Origin of the sequence: Thiomicrospira aerophila AL3 (assembly GCF_000227665.2) — a bacterium.
Taxonomy (GTDB): domain Bacteria; phylum Pseudomonadota; class Gammaproteobacteria; order Thiomicrospirales; family Thiomicrospiraceae; genus Thiomicrospira; species Thiomicrospira aerophila.
The window spans coordinates 436381-452570 of the sequence record NZ_CP007030.1 but is presented as its reverse complement, the minus strand read 5'-3'; the positions used below and the strand labels follow the sequence as shown (position 1 = coordinate 452570).

The 16190-nt window shown below is 46.2% G+C and carries 16 protein-coding genes; 1 reads left to right on the top strand and 15 read right to left on the bottom strand.

Annotated elements, in window-relative coordinates:
- Nucleotides 1–4 precede the first annotated feature (4 nt).
- From lnt to THIAE_RS02135, 9 genes are all read right to left on the bottom strand, one after another.
- Nucleotides 5–1564, bottom strand: a complete 1560-nt coding sequence (gene lnt / locus THIAE_RS02175; RefSeq protein ID WP_006459864.1) for an apolipoprotein N-acyltransferase — start codon at nt 1562–1564, stop codon at nt 5–7.
- A complete protein-coding gene (locus THIAE_RS02170; protein ID WP_006459863.1) occupies nt 1557–2432 on the bottom strand; it encodes an HlyC/CorC family transporter in 876 nt (291 codons plus the stop codon). Before THIAE_RS02170 ends, lnt begins: the two co-directional genes overlap by 8 nt.
- Before the next feature lie 107 nt (nt 2433–2539).
- Nucleotides 2540–3061: an rRNA maturation RNase YbeY gene (gene ybeY, locus THIAE_RS02165; RefSeq protein ID WP_006459862.1), complete on the bottom strand. Its 522-nt coding sequence runs from the start codon at nt 3059–3061 to the stop codon at nt 2540–2542.
- A gap of 33 nt (nt 3062–3094) precedes the next feature.
- A complete protein-coding gene (locus THIAE_RS02160; protein WP_006459861.1) occupies nt 3095–4084 on the bottom strand; it encodes a PhoH family protein in 990 nt (329 codons plus the stop codon).
- 6 nt (nt 4085–4090) lie between these two features.
- Nucleotides 4091–5530, bottom strand: coding sequence for a tRNA (N6-isopentenyl adenosine(37)-C2)-methylthiotransferase MiaB (gene miaB / locus THIAE_RS02155; protein ID WP_006459860.1), 1440 nt, complete (start codon nt 5528–5530; stop codon nt 4091–4093).
- Between the two features lie 91 nt (nt 5531–5621).
- Complete coding sequence (gene ppsA / locus THIAE_RS02150) at nt 5622–8033, bottom strand: phosphoenolpyruvate synthase (protein ID WP_006459859.1); 2412 nt, start codon at nt 8031–8033, stop codon at nt 5622–5624.
- Between the two features lie 15 nt (nt 8034–8048).
- Nucleotides 8049–9266, bottom strand: a complete 1218-nt coding sequence (locus THIAE_RS02145) for a mechanosensitive ion channel family protein (protein ID WP_006459858.1) — start codon at nt 9264–9266, stop codon at nt 8049–8051.
- 48 nt (nt 9267–9314) lie between these two features.
- Complete coding sequence (locus THIAE_RS02140; protein ID WP_006459857.1) at nt 9315–9947, bottom strand: M48 family metallopeptidase; 633 nt, start codon at nt 9945–9947, stop codon at nt 9315–9317.
- Entirely contained in the window at nt 9947–10471 is a 525-nt protein-coding gene (locus THIAE_RS02135; RefSeq protein ID WP_006459856.1) for a peroxiredoxin, read from the bottom strand. The genes THIAE_RS02140 and THIAE_RS02135 overlap by 1 nt, the downstream gene beginning before the upstream one ends.
- A gap of 265 nt (nt 10472–10736) precedes the next feature.
- Between THIAE_RS02135 and THIAE_RS02130 the strand changes: the two genes are divergently transcribed.
- Entirely contained in the window at nt 10737–11009 is a 273-nt protein-coding gene (locus tag THIAE_RS02130) for an HU family DNA-binding protein (protein WP_006459855.1), read from the top strand.
- 57 nt (nt 11010–11066) lie between these two features.
- Here THIAE_RS02130 and THIAE_RS02125 read toward each other — a convergent pair whose 3' ends face one another.
- The 6 genes from THIAE_RS02125 to THIAE_RS02100 all read right to left on the bottom strand — a co-directional run bounded on the left by THIAE_RS02125 (nt 11067) and on the right by THIAE_RS02100 (nt 16176).
- Nucleotides 11067–11444, bottom strand: a complete 378-nt coding sequence (locus THIAE_RS02125) for a response regulator (RefSeq protein ID WP_006459854.1) — start codon at nt 11442–11444, stop codon at nt 11067–11069.
- On the bottom strand, nt 11444–13729 hold the full coding sequence (locus THIAE_RS02120; protein WP_006459853.1) for a methyl-accepting chemotaxis protein: 2286 nt from the start codon (nt 13727–13729) through the stop codon (nt 11444–11446). The genes THIAE_RS02125 and THIAE_RS02120 overlap by 1 nt, the downstream gene beginning before the upstream one ends.
- A gap of 87 nt (nt 13730–13816) precedes the next feature.
- Nucleotides 13817–14299 carry a DUF3429 domain-containing protein gene (locus tag THIAE_RS02115; RefSeq protein WP_006459852.1) on the bottom strand — a complete coding sequence of 161 codons (483 nt, stop codon included), beginning with the start codon at nt 14297–14299 and terminating at the stop codon, nt 13817–13819.
- The gene (locus tag THIAE_RS02110) at nt 14296–14823 is read right to left on the bottom strand and encodes a hypothetical protein (protein WP_006459851.1); all 528 of its coding nucleotides are present in this window, start codon (nt 14821–14823) and stop codon (nt 14296–14298) included. Before THIAE_RS02110 ends, THIAE_RS02115 begins: the two co-directional genes overlap by 4 nt.
- Complete coding sequence (locus tag THIAE_RS02105; RefSeq protein ID WP_006459850.1) at nt 14816–15658, bottom strand: FAD-binding domain-containing protein; 843 nt, start codon at nt 15656–15658, stop codon at nt 14816–14818. Before THIAE_RS02105 ends, THIAE_RS02110 begins: the two co-directional genes overlap by 8 nt.
- Nucleotides 15655–16176: a CIA30 family protein gene (locus THIAE_RS02100; protein ID WP_006459849.1), complete on the bottom strand. Its 522-nt coding sequence runs from the start codon at nt 16174–16176 to the stop codon at nt 15655–15657. Before THIAE_RS02100 ends, THIAE_RS02105 begins: the two co-directional genes overlap by 4 nt.
- Nucleotides 16177–16190: the final 14 nt, after the last annotated feature.

Sequence of the window (16190 nt, the reverse complement as noted above, 5' to 3'; positions counted from 1 at the left end):
TTTATTATCGCAACCAACGTTGTATGAGTTCACTGAAACTATATCGCGTAAAATAACCCGCCATCATTAGCAACATCCACGACCAGATTAAAATAGGCCAATGGGTCCAGTGACTAAAGGGCGTTGCACCTTCATAGGGTTGAACCTCACCACGCAACACGCCGATTTCATAAGGCGGAATCTGCTGTTTAATCTGGCCATCTACGCCAATAATGACTGTATAGCCCGTATTGGTCACGCGGGCTATTTCACGCCCCACTTCACGCGCACGCATTTGTGCCTCTTGACGCAACTGTGCAGGCTCAAAAGTATGACTAAACCAAGCGTCATTACTGGCGGTAATTAAAAACCGTGCTTGGGGTAGATCACGGGCGATTAAGCCGCCAAACATCATTTCAAAACAAATCGATACACCCACTGGGTGCCCCGCCAACTCCATTAAAGGTTGTCGAGCTGGACCGGCACTAAACTGTGAAAAGGGAAGATTAAGGTGATCAGCAACTAACTCAACCATTCCTGACATCGGATAGTACTCACCAAATAATACCAGCTTACGTTTATGGTAAGTTTGATCAGGCTGGCGCAAATTAATCATCGAATTAAAATATTGATTAGCATCTGGACTGGGTCGAGTAATCGCCCCCACCACAATATCACGAGATTGTAATTGCGCATCACCGACAAAATGCCGTAGCAAGCCTGCTGCGGCTTGATCAAAATAGCCTGGAATCGCCGTTTCTGGCCACACCACAATTTGGGCATCCAAATTCTCACGGGTCAGGCGCGTATAGAGCCGCATCATATTGGCAAATTCAGCTCGCTCCCACTTAATATCTTGTGATACGTTACCCTGAATCAGGGCAACCGAAACCGGCTCATCAATCGGCGTAACCCAGTTTACTTTTTGTAGACTGCCGCCAATTGGCCATAAAAAAATCATTACCAAGGCGGCTGGCAACACCTGACGGTACTGCAGCATCCAGACCAGCAAGCCTGCTGTCATGGCGACCGCAAAACTAACACCATAAACACCTAATACGGGCGCATAACCATCTAGCCACGTATCTAAGTGCGAGGTACCCATCAGCAAAAAGGGTAAGCCGCCAAAGGTATGACTGCGTAACCATTCAACCAACACCCACACCGCGGGCATCAGCCACAATAATGCCGCACCAGGCCAATTAGACGAGGCTAATTTACGAATAACCAGGCCTGCTAAAGCGACAAAGCTTGATAGCAGCAAAACAAATAGCGTCACCAGCAAAATAGCAACAACCAGACCGGCTTCTGAATAGAAATAAATACTCGAAAATAGCCAGCTGACGCCTAAGCCAAATTGCCCTATACCAAACCATAGGCCATAGCGAACGCCATCGGCAAGGCCGGTGGATTTAGCTATCCACAACCAAAACAAACCAGTTAGGCCGACTAAGGCAAGCGGGGAAAATTCAAAAGGTGCAAAGCCCAGCACAGTCATGGCACCAAACAGCAGTGCTAGTCCTGCCCAACGATTTGGCACAAGCGCCCTGCCTAAATGACTTAAGCCACGTTTAAACTTAGACATTCGTGGGAACAAGCTGCTTATCTGATGGTTTTTTGACCGGCTTCACTAAAAACAAATGCACGCGGCGACTATCTGCTTTCAGCACTCGAAAGTTAAAGCCTTGCAAGACGATTTCTTCATCCTTTTGCGGAACATGACCCAAATGTGTCGCAATCAACCCACCTAGGGTTTCAATATTGCTGTCATGCTCAAGAGCAACATTAAATGACTCAGCAAACATATCAAGCGGTGTGATTGCCTGCACTCTAAAACTGCCGCCATTGTGCGGCTTTATTAATTCCTCTTCGTCTTCGTCATGCTCATCTTCAATTTCACCGACGATTTGTTCAAGGACATCTTCAATGGTAACTACCCCGGCCAGTCCGGCATATTCATCCACCACCAGTGCCATATGATTGTGACTAGACTTAAATTCACGCAGCAATACATTAACCCGCTTACTCTCGGGAATAAACACCGGTTTACGATAAATTGAGCGCAGGTCTTCAATTGAATTTAATTCACCCTGCACCATCAACTTAAGCACGTCTTTGGCTAATAAAATGCCCAAGACTTGGTCTTTGGTCTCGGAAATAACGGGATAACGAGAGTGGGCAGAACGGGCAATTTCTTGCAAGATAGATTCGAGCGATTCAGATTCATCAATCACATCGACTTGTGGACGCGGCACCATAATATCGCGAACACGCATTTCACTTACATCCAACACGCCTTCTATCATATAAAAGGCATCATGGTCTATCAGCCCTTGCTGTTGGGCATCTTTTAGCAGGATAATGAGGTCGTCTAAATCTTCCGGTTCATTTGAAAACACCCGGGCAATACGATCTATCCAAGACGACCCGCTACTACTGTCACTGTCACTCATGGTGAGGCTTTAACTCCATTAATATAAAAAAATTTAATGTAACAAAAAATAATTGTAGCGGTATGACAATTTAACCAAATTTAACCAAATTGGCATGTTTACATGACTTAATCCGCAAGCTCCGCTTCGCTATAAGGATCGGCAAAACCAAGCTGGCACATAATCTTTGATTCCAACCCTTCCATTAATGCAGCTTCGTCATCTTTAAGATGATCAAAACCATGCAAATGCAAATAACCGTGCACCAATAAATGGGCCCAGTGGGCTTCAGGCGATATCGCCATCTCCTGTGCTTCAGCTGACATCACTGGCACACAAAACACCAAATCCCCTACATGCGGCGTACCCAGTTCGGCCAATAGCTCAGCAGGCAAACCGGCTTCATCCCAATCATCGACGGGAAAAGACAACACATTAGTTGGTTTATTAATACCCCGATAGGTCTCATTAAGCTGCTGGCTTTCAAGGGCATCAACAAATCTTAGTGTTATGGCATAGTTTTGATCCGAAAACTCATCGGCATCATAGGCTATTAATTCGGCCTGCGCCGCTGCTAACCAGCTTAAACATTGTGCTTCAGTCGGTAACTGTGGATCATCTTGGACAACTTGTATATCAAGTTCAAACATGGTTTTACCCTTTTACCCTTTTACCCTTTTACCCTATTGGCGATTGATCGGCGCGGCCTGTTCATAGGCCTGCACAATGCGTTGTACCAGTTTATGGCGCACCACGTCCTTAACTTGGAAAAAGGTAAACCCTACCTCATCTACCTCAGCCAAAACCTCAATCGCATCACGCAATCCAGATTTTTGATGCTTAGGCAAGTCACACTGGGTGATGTCGCCCGTAATGGCGACGCGTGAATTAAAGCCCATGCGCGTCAACAGCATTTTCATTTGTTCAATGGTGGTGTTTTGCGCTTCATCCAAAATAATAAAGGCTTCATTGAGGGTGCGGCCCCGCATAAAAGCAAGCGGTGCAATTTCAATAACGTTTTTTTCAATCATGCGTTCAACGGCTTCAAAGCCGAGCATATCAAATAACGCATCGTATAAAGGACGTAAATAGGGATCTACCTTTTGGGTTAAATCGCCTGGTAAAAACCCGAGCTTCTCACCGGCCTCGACCGCAGGCCTGGTTAAAATGATCCGTCTGACTTGATCCGCTTCGAGTGCCGCCACCGCAGAAGCTACCGCTAAGTAAGTTTTTCCCGTACCTGCTGGACCTATGCCAAAATTGACTTCATTATTTTTCATCGCCCGAACATACTGGGTTTGATTAGGATTACGAGTTTTAATTTGCTTGCGCTTGACGCGAATAATTTCAAAACCTTCACCGCCACCTGCAGAAGCCTGGACTAAACCCTGTTGAATATCTGTAGAACTCAGTAACAAATGCAGGTCTTCAGGCAACAGCGTTTTATGCTCAGCTTCCGCATACCAAGCGCGCACAGCACGCTCAGCAATAACCAGACGACTTGGATGACCGGTGATTTTAAATTTAAACCCAAGATGATTAATTTCAACGCCAAGCTTAAGCTCTAAATCACTTAAATGTTGATTGTGCCAGCCACAAAAGTTTTGTAGCTGCTCATTAGACTCGGGCGCCAAATCAAATAGAATGGAATCCAACTGATTAGAGTTACTCATAGGCCGTTATAACGCATAATAACGCGCCGCATCGCGTTGCAGGCCTGCTTCTGGTTCATCAACCACCTCACCTCGCAAGGAATTAGTTAAGGCTTCATGAATTTCCACCTCCACAAACTGGCCAATCATATCAATGCGACCTGGAAAATTAACAACCCGATTATTCTCGGTTCGCCCAGCCATCTCATCCGTTGAACGACGCGATAAACGCTCAACCAACACTCTTTGTTTGGTACCAATCATAGCGGCACTGATCGCTTGTGTTTGTTCATTCAACAAAGCTTGCAACGCATACAAACGCTGTTTCTTTTCATCCATCGACACATCATCAGGCAAACTCGATGCTGGCGTGCCAGGACGCGGACTGTAGATAAAACTAAATGAACGATCGTATTTCAACTCTTCGACTAGCTTCATGGTGGCTTCAAAATCTGCATGAGTTTCACCTGGGAAACCAATAATAAAATCCCCCGACAAACTTAGATTTGGACGATGCGCCCGCACTTTGCGAATAATCGACTTATATTCCAACGCTAAGTGATTACGCTTCATCAACGCCAAAATTCGATCTGAACCAGACTGAATTGGCAGGTGTAAATGAGACACCAACTCGGGAATTTCACCAAACGCATTGATAATATTGCTGGTCATTTCATTGGGGTGCGAAGTGGTATAGCGAATCCGGTCAATCCCTGGGATTAAACGTACTGCGTGCATTAAAATCGCTAAATCGGCGATGTCACCATCGGACATCACACCCCGATAGGCATTAACATTCTGACCCAGTAGATTGATTTCACGCACCCCCTGTTCGGCTAGAGTGCGAATCTCGGCCAACACATCGTTAAACGGGCGACTGACCTCTTCACCACGGGTATAGGGCACCACACAGAAGGTACAATATTTTGAACAGCCTTCCATAATCGACACAAAGGCCGATACGCCGGTGGATTCTGGCTTAGGCAAATGATCAAACTTTTCAATTTCTGGAAAAGAAATGTCAATCACTGCTTTAGCCTTACCGTCCCGCGCGCGCGCGCCTAACGCATCGTTAATCATATTCGGTAAACGGTGCAGTGTTTGTGGCCCAAAAATCACATCCACATAGGGCGCACGCTGGCGTATAACCTTACCCTCTTGTGAGGCAACACAACCACCGACGCCAATCACCCGATTAGGCTTTTCAGCTTTCCACTTTTTCCATTTACCCAGTTCATCAAATACTTTTTCTTGCGCTTTTTCGCGCACCGAACAAGTATTCATCAACACTACATCGGCTTCTTCTGGGGTTTCAACCAAACGCAAACCATGAGTGTTCTCAAGCAGATTAGCCATCTTTTCTGAGTCATACTCATTCATTTGACAGCCATAGGTTTTTATCAATAACCCGCCGCCAACAATTGAATCATTGGAGGACGAACCTTGCTTTGTTAATAGATCACTCATGTTGCTTTACCTTATAAATCAGATGGTTAACAGGCACCAGCCAAGAAAAATAGCCGCATAGCTTACCATAAAACCTTACCCTTGCGTGGACTTAAGCATTCACCTGCTCAGCAGCTAAAATTTTCGGCAAGCTGGTTAACACCGAGTCGGGGTTTAAGCTCATCGAACTGACCCCCAAATGCACTAAAAACTCAGCCATTTCTGGATAATCAGATGGCGCTTGACCACAAATACCAATTGGTTTACCCAAAGTTTGCGCTTGTTCAATCGCCATCTGCAACATCTTTTTCACGCCTGGGTCTCGTTCATCATAAGAAGCGGCCACTTTAGCTGAATCTCGATCCACCCCTAACACCAGTTGCGTTAAGTCATTACTTCCAATGGAGAAACCATCAAAATACTCGGCGAACGCGGACATCATCAAGACATTATTAGGGATTTCACACATCATATAGATTTTTAACCCCTGATCACCAGACCGAATGCCTAATTGATTCAGCAAGCTTACCACCGCCTGCGCTTCATTCACACGACGACAAAATGGCACCATTACATTAACGTTGGTCAGACCCATTTTTTCTCGCACCTGTTTAATGGCTTGGCACTCCAGCGCAAAACTCGGTGCAAAATCAGCATCAATGTAACGCGCCGCACCCCTATAACCGATCATCGGATTCTCTTCCTCTGGTTCATACAGGCTGCCACCTAATAAATTGGCATATTCATTGGATTTAAAATCCGAAAAGCGGACCAACACGGGTTTGGGATAAAAGGCCGCCGCTAAGGTAGCAATTCCTTCCGCTAGGGATTGAACATAATAAGATTGCGGTGATTCATAACCCCGAATGCGCTCGCCAATAGCGGTTTTTAAGGGCTGATCAGTCAACTGCTCATAGTCCAATAGCGCCTGTGGATGAACACCTATAGCATTAATGATAAATTCCATTCTGGCTAAACCTACGCCAGCTACCGGCAAATGCGCATAGGCAAAAGCCAATTCAGGATTGCCAAGATTAAGCATAATCGGGGTGGCAGGCAACGGCAGGTCACTCAAGTCGGTTTCGGTGATGTCAATATCAAGCAGTCCTGGATAAATCTTGCCCTGCTCACCTTCGGCACAACTCACCGTCACATCCATACCGCTAGTGAGATGTTCTGTGGCATGTTCACATCCCACCACAGCAGGAATCCCTAGCTCACGCGCAATAATCGCTGCATGACAGGTACGCCCGCCCCGATTGGTGACAATCGCACCGGCCATTTTCATAATCGGCTCCCAATCAGGGTTGGTGGTATCGCTCACCAAAATTTCGCCGCGTTTAAAACTTGATAACTCAGACAGGTCTTTAATCACTCGCACCTGCCCTTGACCGATCTTACCGCCGACGGCTCGCCCAATCACCAACGGCGCAAACTCAGGAGGCGCCGCTAAACGATAGTCTCGCTGAATCGCTTTATTTTTTTGCGAAATAACGGTTTCTGGGCGCGCTTGAACAATAAATAATTCGCCGGTTAAACCATCTTTAGCCCACTCTATATCCATCGGCTTGGTGTAACCGGCTTGCGCCGAATAATGTTGCTCAATAATCATCGCATAGCGTGCCAGCGTCACCACATCGGCGTCGCTCAAACAGAACACCTCGCGTTCAGCACGCGAGGTAGGCACATTTCGCACGGGGGACTTGGCTGCGGCTGAGGCATACACCATCTTAATTTTTTTGGCGCCTTTATGGCGTTTGAGTACCTGCTCAAATCCTTGTGCTAAAGTCGGTTTATGCACATAAAATTCATCTGGGTCAACCGCACCTTGCACGACATTTTCACCCAGCCCCCAGGCGGCGGTAATAAACACCACCTGATCAAACCCGGTTTCTGTATCCAGGGTAAAAATCACCCCAGATGAAGCTAAGTCACTACGCACCATACGCTGCACACCAATCGACAAGGCCACCTGATCATGATCAAAGCCTTTATCAATACGATAGTGAATTGCACGATCCGTGTATAAACTCGCAAAACAACGTTTGCAAGCTTCTAACAAATCGGCTTCACCTTGAATATTAAGGTAAGTATCTTGCTGACCGGCAAAACTGGCATTCGGCAAATCTTCCGCCGTCGCGGAGCTACGCACCGCTAAACTCAGTTGGTCACCTAAACCCGACTCGGCTTGCAAACGCCCATAAGCCTGATGCAACTGACTAATCATATCAGCCGGCCACTTGGCATCATAAATCCAGCCTCTAACCCGCTTAGCGCGTGTGGCTAAATCATCCTTATCATCTGGATTAAGTGCTTGCATTTCAGCCGAAATTTTTCCAGTCAGCTTGTTTACCGATAGCAACTCGCGATAAGCCTCTGCCGTCACCGCAAACCCCTCTGGCACAGGCACACCTTGACTAGCTAAAGCCTGCACCATTTCGCCTAGTGAGGCATTTTTGCCACCCACCAGCGGCAAATCATCCAGGGTCAACTCACTAAAAAACCGAATGTAATTCACTGACATCGTTATCCTCCAAGGCTAGGTTAGTTCAAGGTCATGCTCATCACGGCGACTCCCAATACGTTGGAAAGCCTGTAAATCGAATAAGGGCAAGGTGGCTAATAAATTATCAAAAATATCTGATTGAATGCGCTCATAATTCGCCCAGTTTTTATCGGCGCTAAAGCAGTAAATTTCGATTGGCAGCCCCACTTCGCTAGGCTGCATTTGACGCACCATCACCATCAAATTTTGATTAATTAACGGATGTTTACGCAAACGCCACTCCACATAAGCTCTAAAGAGCGCGGTATTGGTCAAGTCCGCTGTATCAAGGTTAATCAAAGTTTGCTCGGCAAAAAAATCAGCCAGCATGGGCGACTGCTTGATCTTAGCCATTTCTTTGGCATCGACAAAACGAATAGAGTGAATATCGACCAAAATAGCGCGCTTAATCCGACGTCCGCCAGATTCCTGCATCGCCCGCCAGTTTTTAAACGAATCGGAAATCAGCGCGTAAGTTGGCAGGGTCGTGACGGTATTATCCCAGTTACGCACTTTAACCGTAGTTAACGCCAGCTCAATCACACTGCCATCTGCACCATACTTGGGCATCTCAATCCAATCACCGCGTGCCACCATCCGATTGGCCGCAATTTGAATACTGGCCACAAAACCTAATAAGGCATCTCTGAATACCAACAGCAAAACTGCCGTTAGCGCCCCCAAACCACTGAGCAGATAAGCAGGCGAGGCGCCCATTAATAGGCTCACCGTCATAATCGCCAGCACGATAAAAATCACCAGTTTCGATAACTGTGAGATAACTTTAAACGGGATATTTGAATCTTGATGGCGTGCCGCCAGCATCGCCTGTACCACATCGGCAAGTGCCGCCAGCAATAAGGCAACAAACGCATAGAGATAGAGCCAAGTAAGCGTGTGAACTAAACTTTCCCACCAAGGCCAACTACCAAAAAAAAACGGGACCAATTCAACCAATAAAATCGCAGGGATTAAATGTGCAATGTGACTGGCTAACGCAGGACGCTGTTCAGTAGTGGCATCCAGGGTATCGCCCTCAAACCAGTCAATTAAATGATTAACCCAAGGCCGCACCAGTTGCCTGGAGAGATAAAAACTGACCCCTACAAACAACAACACCGTGACTACACTGGTCATCGCCACCAGTATATTTAATAACGTAGGGTAAGCAATCCAATGACTTAATAAGCCCGTTAACCAATCAACTAACATAATGCCTCGTAGCGTTTATTTTTATGCCACCAAGCCTATCAAGAATGGTTAAAAGTTCAAGCTTTTTAATTGGGTTAAATAATGATGGCCTTCTCGGCGCAACCAGCAGGCCTGCTGATGGTAATTGGGAAAATAGTGTTCAACCAACTGCCAAAACGCTCGACTGTGGTTGAAGTGAACGAGGTGGGCTAATTCATGCACGATCACATAATCAATAGCCGCGTCAGGACATGCGATTAATGCCCAATTAAGCTGCAACTCTTGGCGACGGTTACAACTACCCCAACGACCGCTATAAAAACGAATCTTCAACCCTTGCGGTTGTTTCGGCATTAAATCAGCCCAATAGGCTAAGCGTTGCGGTAAATAAGCATCTGCTTGCTCTAAGTACCAACGCTTGAGGGATGTGGGCGAGTCTTGTGGCGTAATGACTCGACCTATATTACGATAGGGCCATAGTTGGTTAGGTACTAGACCAGCTATAACAGGAAGCTGCTTCAATTGTTGACGCCACCAGGACTGGTGCTCGGCAATAAACTGCGCTAGCCATGCGTCCGAAACACCTAAGGGCGCTAAGCACCAACACCCCTGTGGATCAACGCGCAACGCGACTCGTTTACGCCGGCTGTCACGTTTTAACACCCAACTTTGCCCGGCGACCGATAATAATAGCTGCGACATTAAGACCGCGCGGCTTCTTGCTGCAATTGACTTAAATCACGTAATACATCAGCTACGTGCGCTTCTGGATCCACACCCTTGTAAACCTTGGCAATTCGACCATTTGGGTCAACTATAAAGCTGTTACGACGCGCAAAACGTAGCGGCCCTAGCTGCCATAAAGAGTTGTATTGCTTAGCGACGTCACCACGTTCATCGGACAACAAGCTAAACGGGAGCTGGTACTTTTCGGCAAAGGCAGCATGACTGGCTACATTGTCGACACTTATCCCAAAAACTGTGGCCTGTTTGGCAATGATGCCGTTGATATTATCTCTAAAACTACAGGCTTCGGTCGTACAACCAGGCGTATCATTTTTGGGATAAAAATACACAACCACCCATTGCCCACGATAATTCGCTAAGGATTCAATTTGTTGGTGTTGATTCATTAAACTAAAATCAGGTGCCACATCACCTGGCTCTAGAGCAAGGGCTGAAGACACGGGTAAAAAAGCTAAAAACAAGCTACGTAACCATTTCATTTCATCACTCCAAGCATGTTTATTTACAAAAAGATTAAATGTTCACTTAATTTAACGATATAAGCTCGATAAATGTTGCAGTCTTTGCGATTTTTACCTAATATTCATGCAGGCCACATATTTTTTAGGCTCACCTGTTTTCAACTTACAACTAGTTATTGCTTAAGTAAAACATCTTTAACCCGTTTTAATGGTTTAATCTTACTACTCAATTAACTAGCTGGTTTTATATCACATTTTATTCAAGCTTAACGGGAGTGTATTCATGTCAAAAGAAGCATTAGTTGATCAAATCGTTGCAAACACCGGTCTTACCAAAAAAGACGCAACCGCTGCAATTAGTCAAGTTACCCAAGCTATCTCTGATCTTATGGTCAAAGGTCAGGACATTAGCCTAATCGGTTTCGGTAAATTCAGTGTTAAAGACGTGCCGGCACGTACTGGACGCAATCCATCGACAGGCGCTGAAATTCAAATCGCTGCTCGCAAACAAGTCAAATTTACCCCTGGTAAAGGTCTAAAAGACGCTGTAAACTAATTTATACCAACAAAAAAGGGGCATAAGCCCCTTTTTTTTGCCGAAATAAAGGCTCTCTCAATTAATACTCACCCAAGCACTACTTAGCTTTGTTTCATTCAAAGGCTTAGTTAAATAGCCATTCATGCCTGCTTCAGCTGCTTCTTTACGATGATCATCACAATCATTCCCTGTTAAAGCGAGTATTGGCGTAGTGACACCTCGACTTCGCAACATTCTTGCCGCTTCTAAACCGTCTATCTCTGGCATCTGCATATCCATTAACACAAGATCAAAATTCGCCTTTTGGAGCTGATTGGTCAGAATCGTAATGGCTTCAGATGCTGAGCTGACCGCAACTACACTATGTCCGAACCTGTTTAACAAACCATGCTGAATTTTAAGCATGCTGAGTTTGTCATCCACCAATAAAATGTGCAATTTCGGCATGCTCATTAAAACGTAGTCCACTCATCAGCGCTTGCTTTAGCGGGTTTTGTCACTTTTTCGGTGGCCGGTTTTGCCAAGACTTTTGGGTTACTGCTCGGTGTGGCTGCTAATAAAGCTGGCTTTGGCTTTTTCACTGACTGACCCAACATTTCATTGCCAGTTTTAAAGTAGGCCATTGTATTGCGCAAATTAGTGGCTTCATTTTCCAAGGTTTCCGCTGCAGCTGTCGTTTCCTCAACCAAGGCCGCGTTTTGCTGAGTCACTGCATCAATCTGCGTAATCGCTTCATGCACCTGAGAAATGCCTTGGCTTTGCTCGAATGACGCATTAGCTATTTCTTGGATCATATCCGCCATTTCTTGAATAGACTGGGTGATTTGATTTAAATAGTCGCCTGATTTTTGCGCTAACTGTGTACCATTGCCAACTCGGTCAACACTCACATCAATCAAACCACGTATTTCTTTGGCTGCCTCGGCAGATTTTTGCGCAAGCGCACGAACCTCACCCGCCACGACGGCAAAACCACGCCCATGCTCACCGGCTCTAGCTGCTTCAACAGCCGCATTCAATGCCAGCAAGTTAGTTTGGAAAGCAATACTATCAATTAACGAGATGATATCGGCAATTTTATGGCTCGACTCTTCAATCGCTTTCATCGCACCTAAGGTTTGCTCCATTACCTGAGCCCCCTCAATGGATTGCGACTTAACTTCCAATGACAACTTAGCCGCTTTTTGCGAATTTTGACTGGTATTTTCAATCGCCGAGCTCATCTGATGCATGGTCGCGCTAGTTTGCTCCAGTGCCGCAGCTTGAGATTGCACACGCTCAGATAAATCCGTAGCACCCTGTGAAACCTGTGCTGATGCTTCACTCACTACCTGCGCTGCTTCAACCGCTGAAGCAACCACTTCTTTTAGCTTGTCTGTCGCATAATTAATCGCATTCTTTAAATCATGAATTTGGCCCTTATAAACACCTGGAGCTAACTGATGGGTTAAATCACCCGTCGCCTGCGCTTCTAACACACGGCTAATATCAGTCACCGCATGACCAATTTGAGTGAGTGCACCGTTTATGTTATCTTTCATGATTTTCAGCACACCATCAGCCTCAGCGCTAACTTTAGAATCAAAGCTACCGTCATTCATGTCTTTCATAACACGGATAATATCGTCGGTAATATTGGCTTCCTGAGTACGATCTAGCCACTCCACCACATAACCCACTTTTTCACCTTGGTGGATAATCGGCACCACCGTTAAGCGCAGCACTAAACCAGCAACACGCAATTCACCTGTCCAAGGTGCCGTCATCTTGCTCACCATCGCGCGCTGGTGCGATGGGTCCTTATGGAAAATATCCATATTCGAACCCACAATCTTGGCTGCCTCGAACTTAGGTAAAGCTTGTTTGAGTTGTGCTTCATTACGGGTAAACATCTCGCGCAGAGACTTATTGATACTTTTGATATTAAAATCTTTGTCCGCCACCATGATATTAGTGCTGGCAGCATTCAGGGCAGTCGTTAGCTCCTGCGAAGCACGTAATTGATCATAATTTCTTGCGGCCGCTTCAGCCTTACGCGAACGAATTAGGTTCATCATAAAGCCGAGTTCAGAATTATCATTAATCCGCAAGCGGTAATCACTGTTGTTGATATCCTCAATCCCTTTTAGGATAGTCTTATTCAACGTAAGTTTGTTATAGAGCTGACTAGCCATATAGCCCATAGCGACAACAGGTACAGCAAGTAAACCTAAGTAAATAAGTGAACTGGTTGTGACAAAGCTTACACCAGCGCCAACTGTACCAGCTACTCCAATCAATAACGGCAAGGTGGCTTTTGCTCGTTCAGTATGAATTGAGGGTCTAGCTGTCCAAGGGAAACCAACCTTGCCAGCTTTAATATCAGCATAAAGCTTAGTTGCAAACTGCTTTTGTTCTTCAGTAGCAGGGTAACGGACTGATAAATAACTAGTAATCTTACCATCTTTAAACACAGGAGCTGCGTTGGCCATTACCCAATAATAATCACCATTTTTACGCTTATTCTTAACCAGGCCCTGCCATGGCAAGCCAGCTTGAATCGTATCCCAAAAATCTTTAAACGCCTCCTTAGGCATATCTGGATGGCGCAAAATATTGTGAGGCTGATTAATCAATTCTGCATCGTTGTAACCCGACGCCTCTTTAAACCCCGCATTGTAATCAATAATGTTACCGCGAAGGTCAGACGTTGAAAGAATGACGAGATCCTTAGGAAGGATATATTCTTGACCAGACATGAATGTCCCACCTTATAAGTTTTATGTACTGTAATTATGCCGCTATGGTGATCATTTTAAAAGCCTAACGTGCATAATTAATATCCATCAAACCAACAAGGTGGTGAATAATGCACCTAAAGCTACTAGGGTAGCTTGCCAGCGCAACTTGAAAAACCAGGCCTGCTGATCTTGTTGACGTAACGCCACATAATCCACCGCTAAGGCCAGCATAAAACCTAACATCAAACCTAACACCGCCCAGCTGCTGTCGTTTAGCATCAATAGCACCCATACCGCTACAGCAATGATGTTGGCAGTGACCAGCAAACCCAGACTAGCCGACTCGGTCAAGCCCGACTGCAAACTTCGCCCCCATTGCACCCCAGCTAAAAAACTTAGAATCACCGCGGCATAAAAAATCATCGCTTGCGGCCAGCTTATCCAGTCTGGCCATAATTCTAAACCAGGAGCAAAACCCAATGCTGCTAGCGCACCATAGATAAACGGCAACATTCCCGCATAGGTAAAAACTTTCGCCAGAGTTTGATACATGGGCGACTTAACAATCCCCTGCTTTTGCTCGCTCATTGATGTTTCCTTGCGGATTGACGTTTTGATGATCCATTTGACCGTCCAAATGCGGGCACACCCAAGGCTTTAGCTTGCGCGGGCCAAAAATGACTAAAGCGTTTTAGCCGCGTCGGTTGCAGCTCGGACAACAAAAAATGACTCGGGTTGGATTGTATTTCTAGCCTAACCTTAGACGAACAGCTTGCTAACCAGGCCTGCAACACAGGATCCAGTGCCGCAGCAACATAGACAACTGGTTCTGACTCTTGCCCTAAAGACTGATCTTGTTGCGCCAAAAATGCAGGCCAAAACTCAGACGGCTTTCCGACGTAAATTTCTGCCTTAAGTGCGACCAAACATTCATAAATAAACACCCGTCTTTTTAATGACCAGGCCTGCTGGGCAAAATAATTCGCGTCCCAAAGGTACACCAATCTATCGCTCGCCCGCCAATCATCTGGTTTAGCCAAGGCTTCGTCATGTAACCAGAACAGCCGAGCTGGAGTTTGATTAAGATTAACATTCGAACTTAGGCTAGTCATGATTACTCCCTAACTTTGGGAACAACTGTCGCTGCAACGTCTCATAACTGGCCGCTAAACTGGGGTTGTGTGCAGGGGAGAGATCAAAGGCATGAGACTGACCGGCAAACTTCACCACATTATCAAGATTAAAAATATAGGGTTTGCTGCTAAAGGTGGAGGCCACCCATTGCCAAGATAAACTATTACTGGCTAAGTCGCCATCCAGCAAATGACCCAGCATCCATTGTGCGCCGGCCTGCCATCGCACGTGCCGCCAATGGACCAAATAACTGGCCAAATATAATCGCGCATGATTATGCAAATAACCTTGCGAATAGAGTTGTTCAATCAACTGGTTAATAAAGGCGTCCGGAGTTTGTGCGCGCATCACATCGAAGGGAAGCTCGGCCAAATAATTGCTGGCCGCAAAACCAGTTTTATAAGGTTCGATATCCTGCCATAAATCGGCAGGATTGAGCTGTGCAATATGGTGAAAATAATCGCGCCAACTTAGTTGCTGCAAGAGTTTTTGCGCTTCGTCTAAGCTTTGCTGCGCCAAGCAGGCCTGCTTGAGGGCAGCTGGCGTCAACACACCATGGCGCAAATAGGGTGACAAACCCGACACCGCACCATTTAAATAATTGCGCGTTTTACCATAGTCGGCAACAGGCCAAAGCTGTAGTGCCATCGCGGCCTCATCGGCTCCACCCACAACATCGGACACACAGCTCGCAACAGGACCGTCATTCAAGGCAATTAAGTCAGGCGACAAGGCAAGTACCTGTGCCACCAGATCTTCACGCTGGCTAAACTGCAATGGCAGCGGCGTGAGCAATAATGTTTGGTGCGTCATGAGCGATACAACCCCATTTCTCGCACGCAAACCTGCACCGGCCCGGCCTCACCCAACGCAATCACCGCTAAACGACGCACATGCGCCAAATCCAACGGGGCATCCGTACGATAAGGCGCAAAATCGGTAAAAGCAATATATTGGCGCTGCCATTGCGCGCTGACTTGGGTTTCATAACGATAAGATTGCCAGGGTCGCATCAATTGGTCAGTTTTTAGATGGAGCGCCAAGGCCGGTGTCTGGCCCCGCCAATCCACATAAAAACCATTGAACTGGGACAAATCCACGCCTCGATCCAGCACCCATTGCATTTGAATAAAACCACCATTATTTTCTAGGCTGACCTGCCCCTGCAAACAAGTTTGGATTTGACCCTGCTCGGCATAGGTGTGCACCTCGCCATGGGATACACCGCCCATCACCTGATCACTAACAAAATACCAGGCCTGCTCGCCTGGCGTTTGATTAAAGTTTGGGAAGAGCCTTTGCTCTGCAGTGGGGGTTAGATGTTGTTTCATGAGCTTTTCCTAGT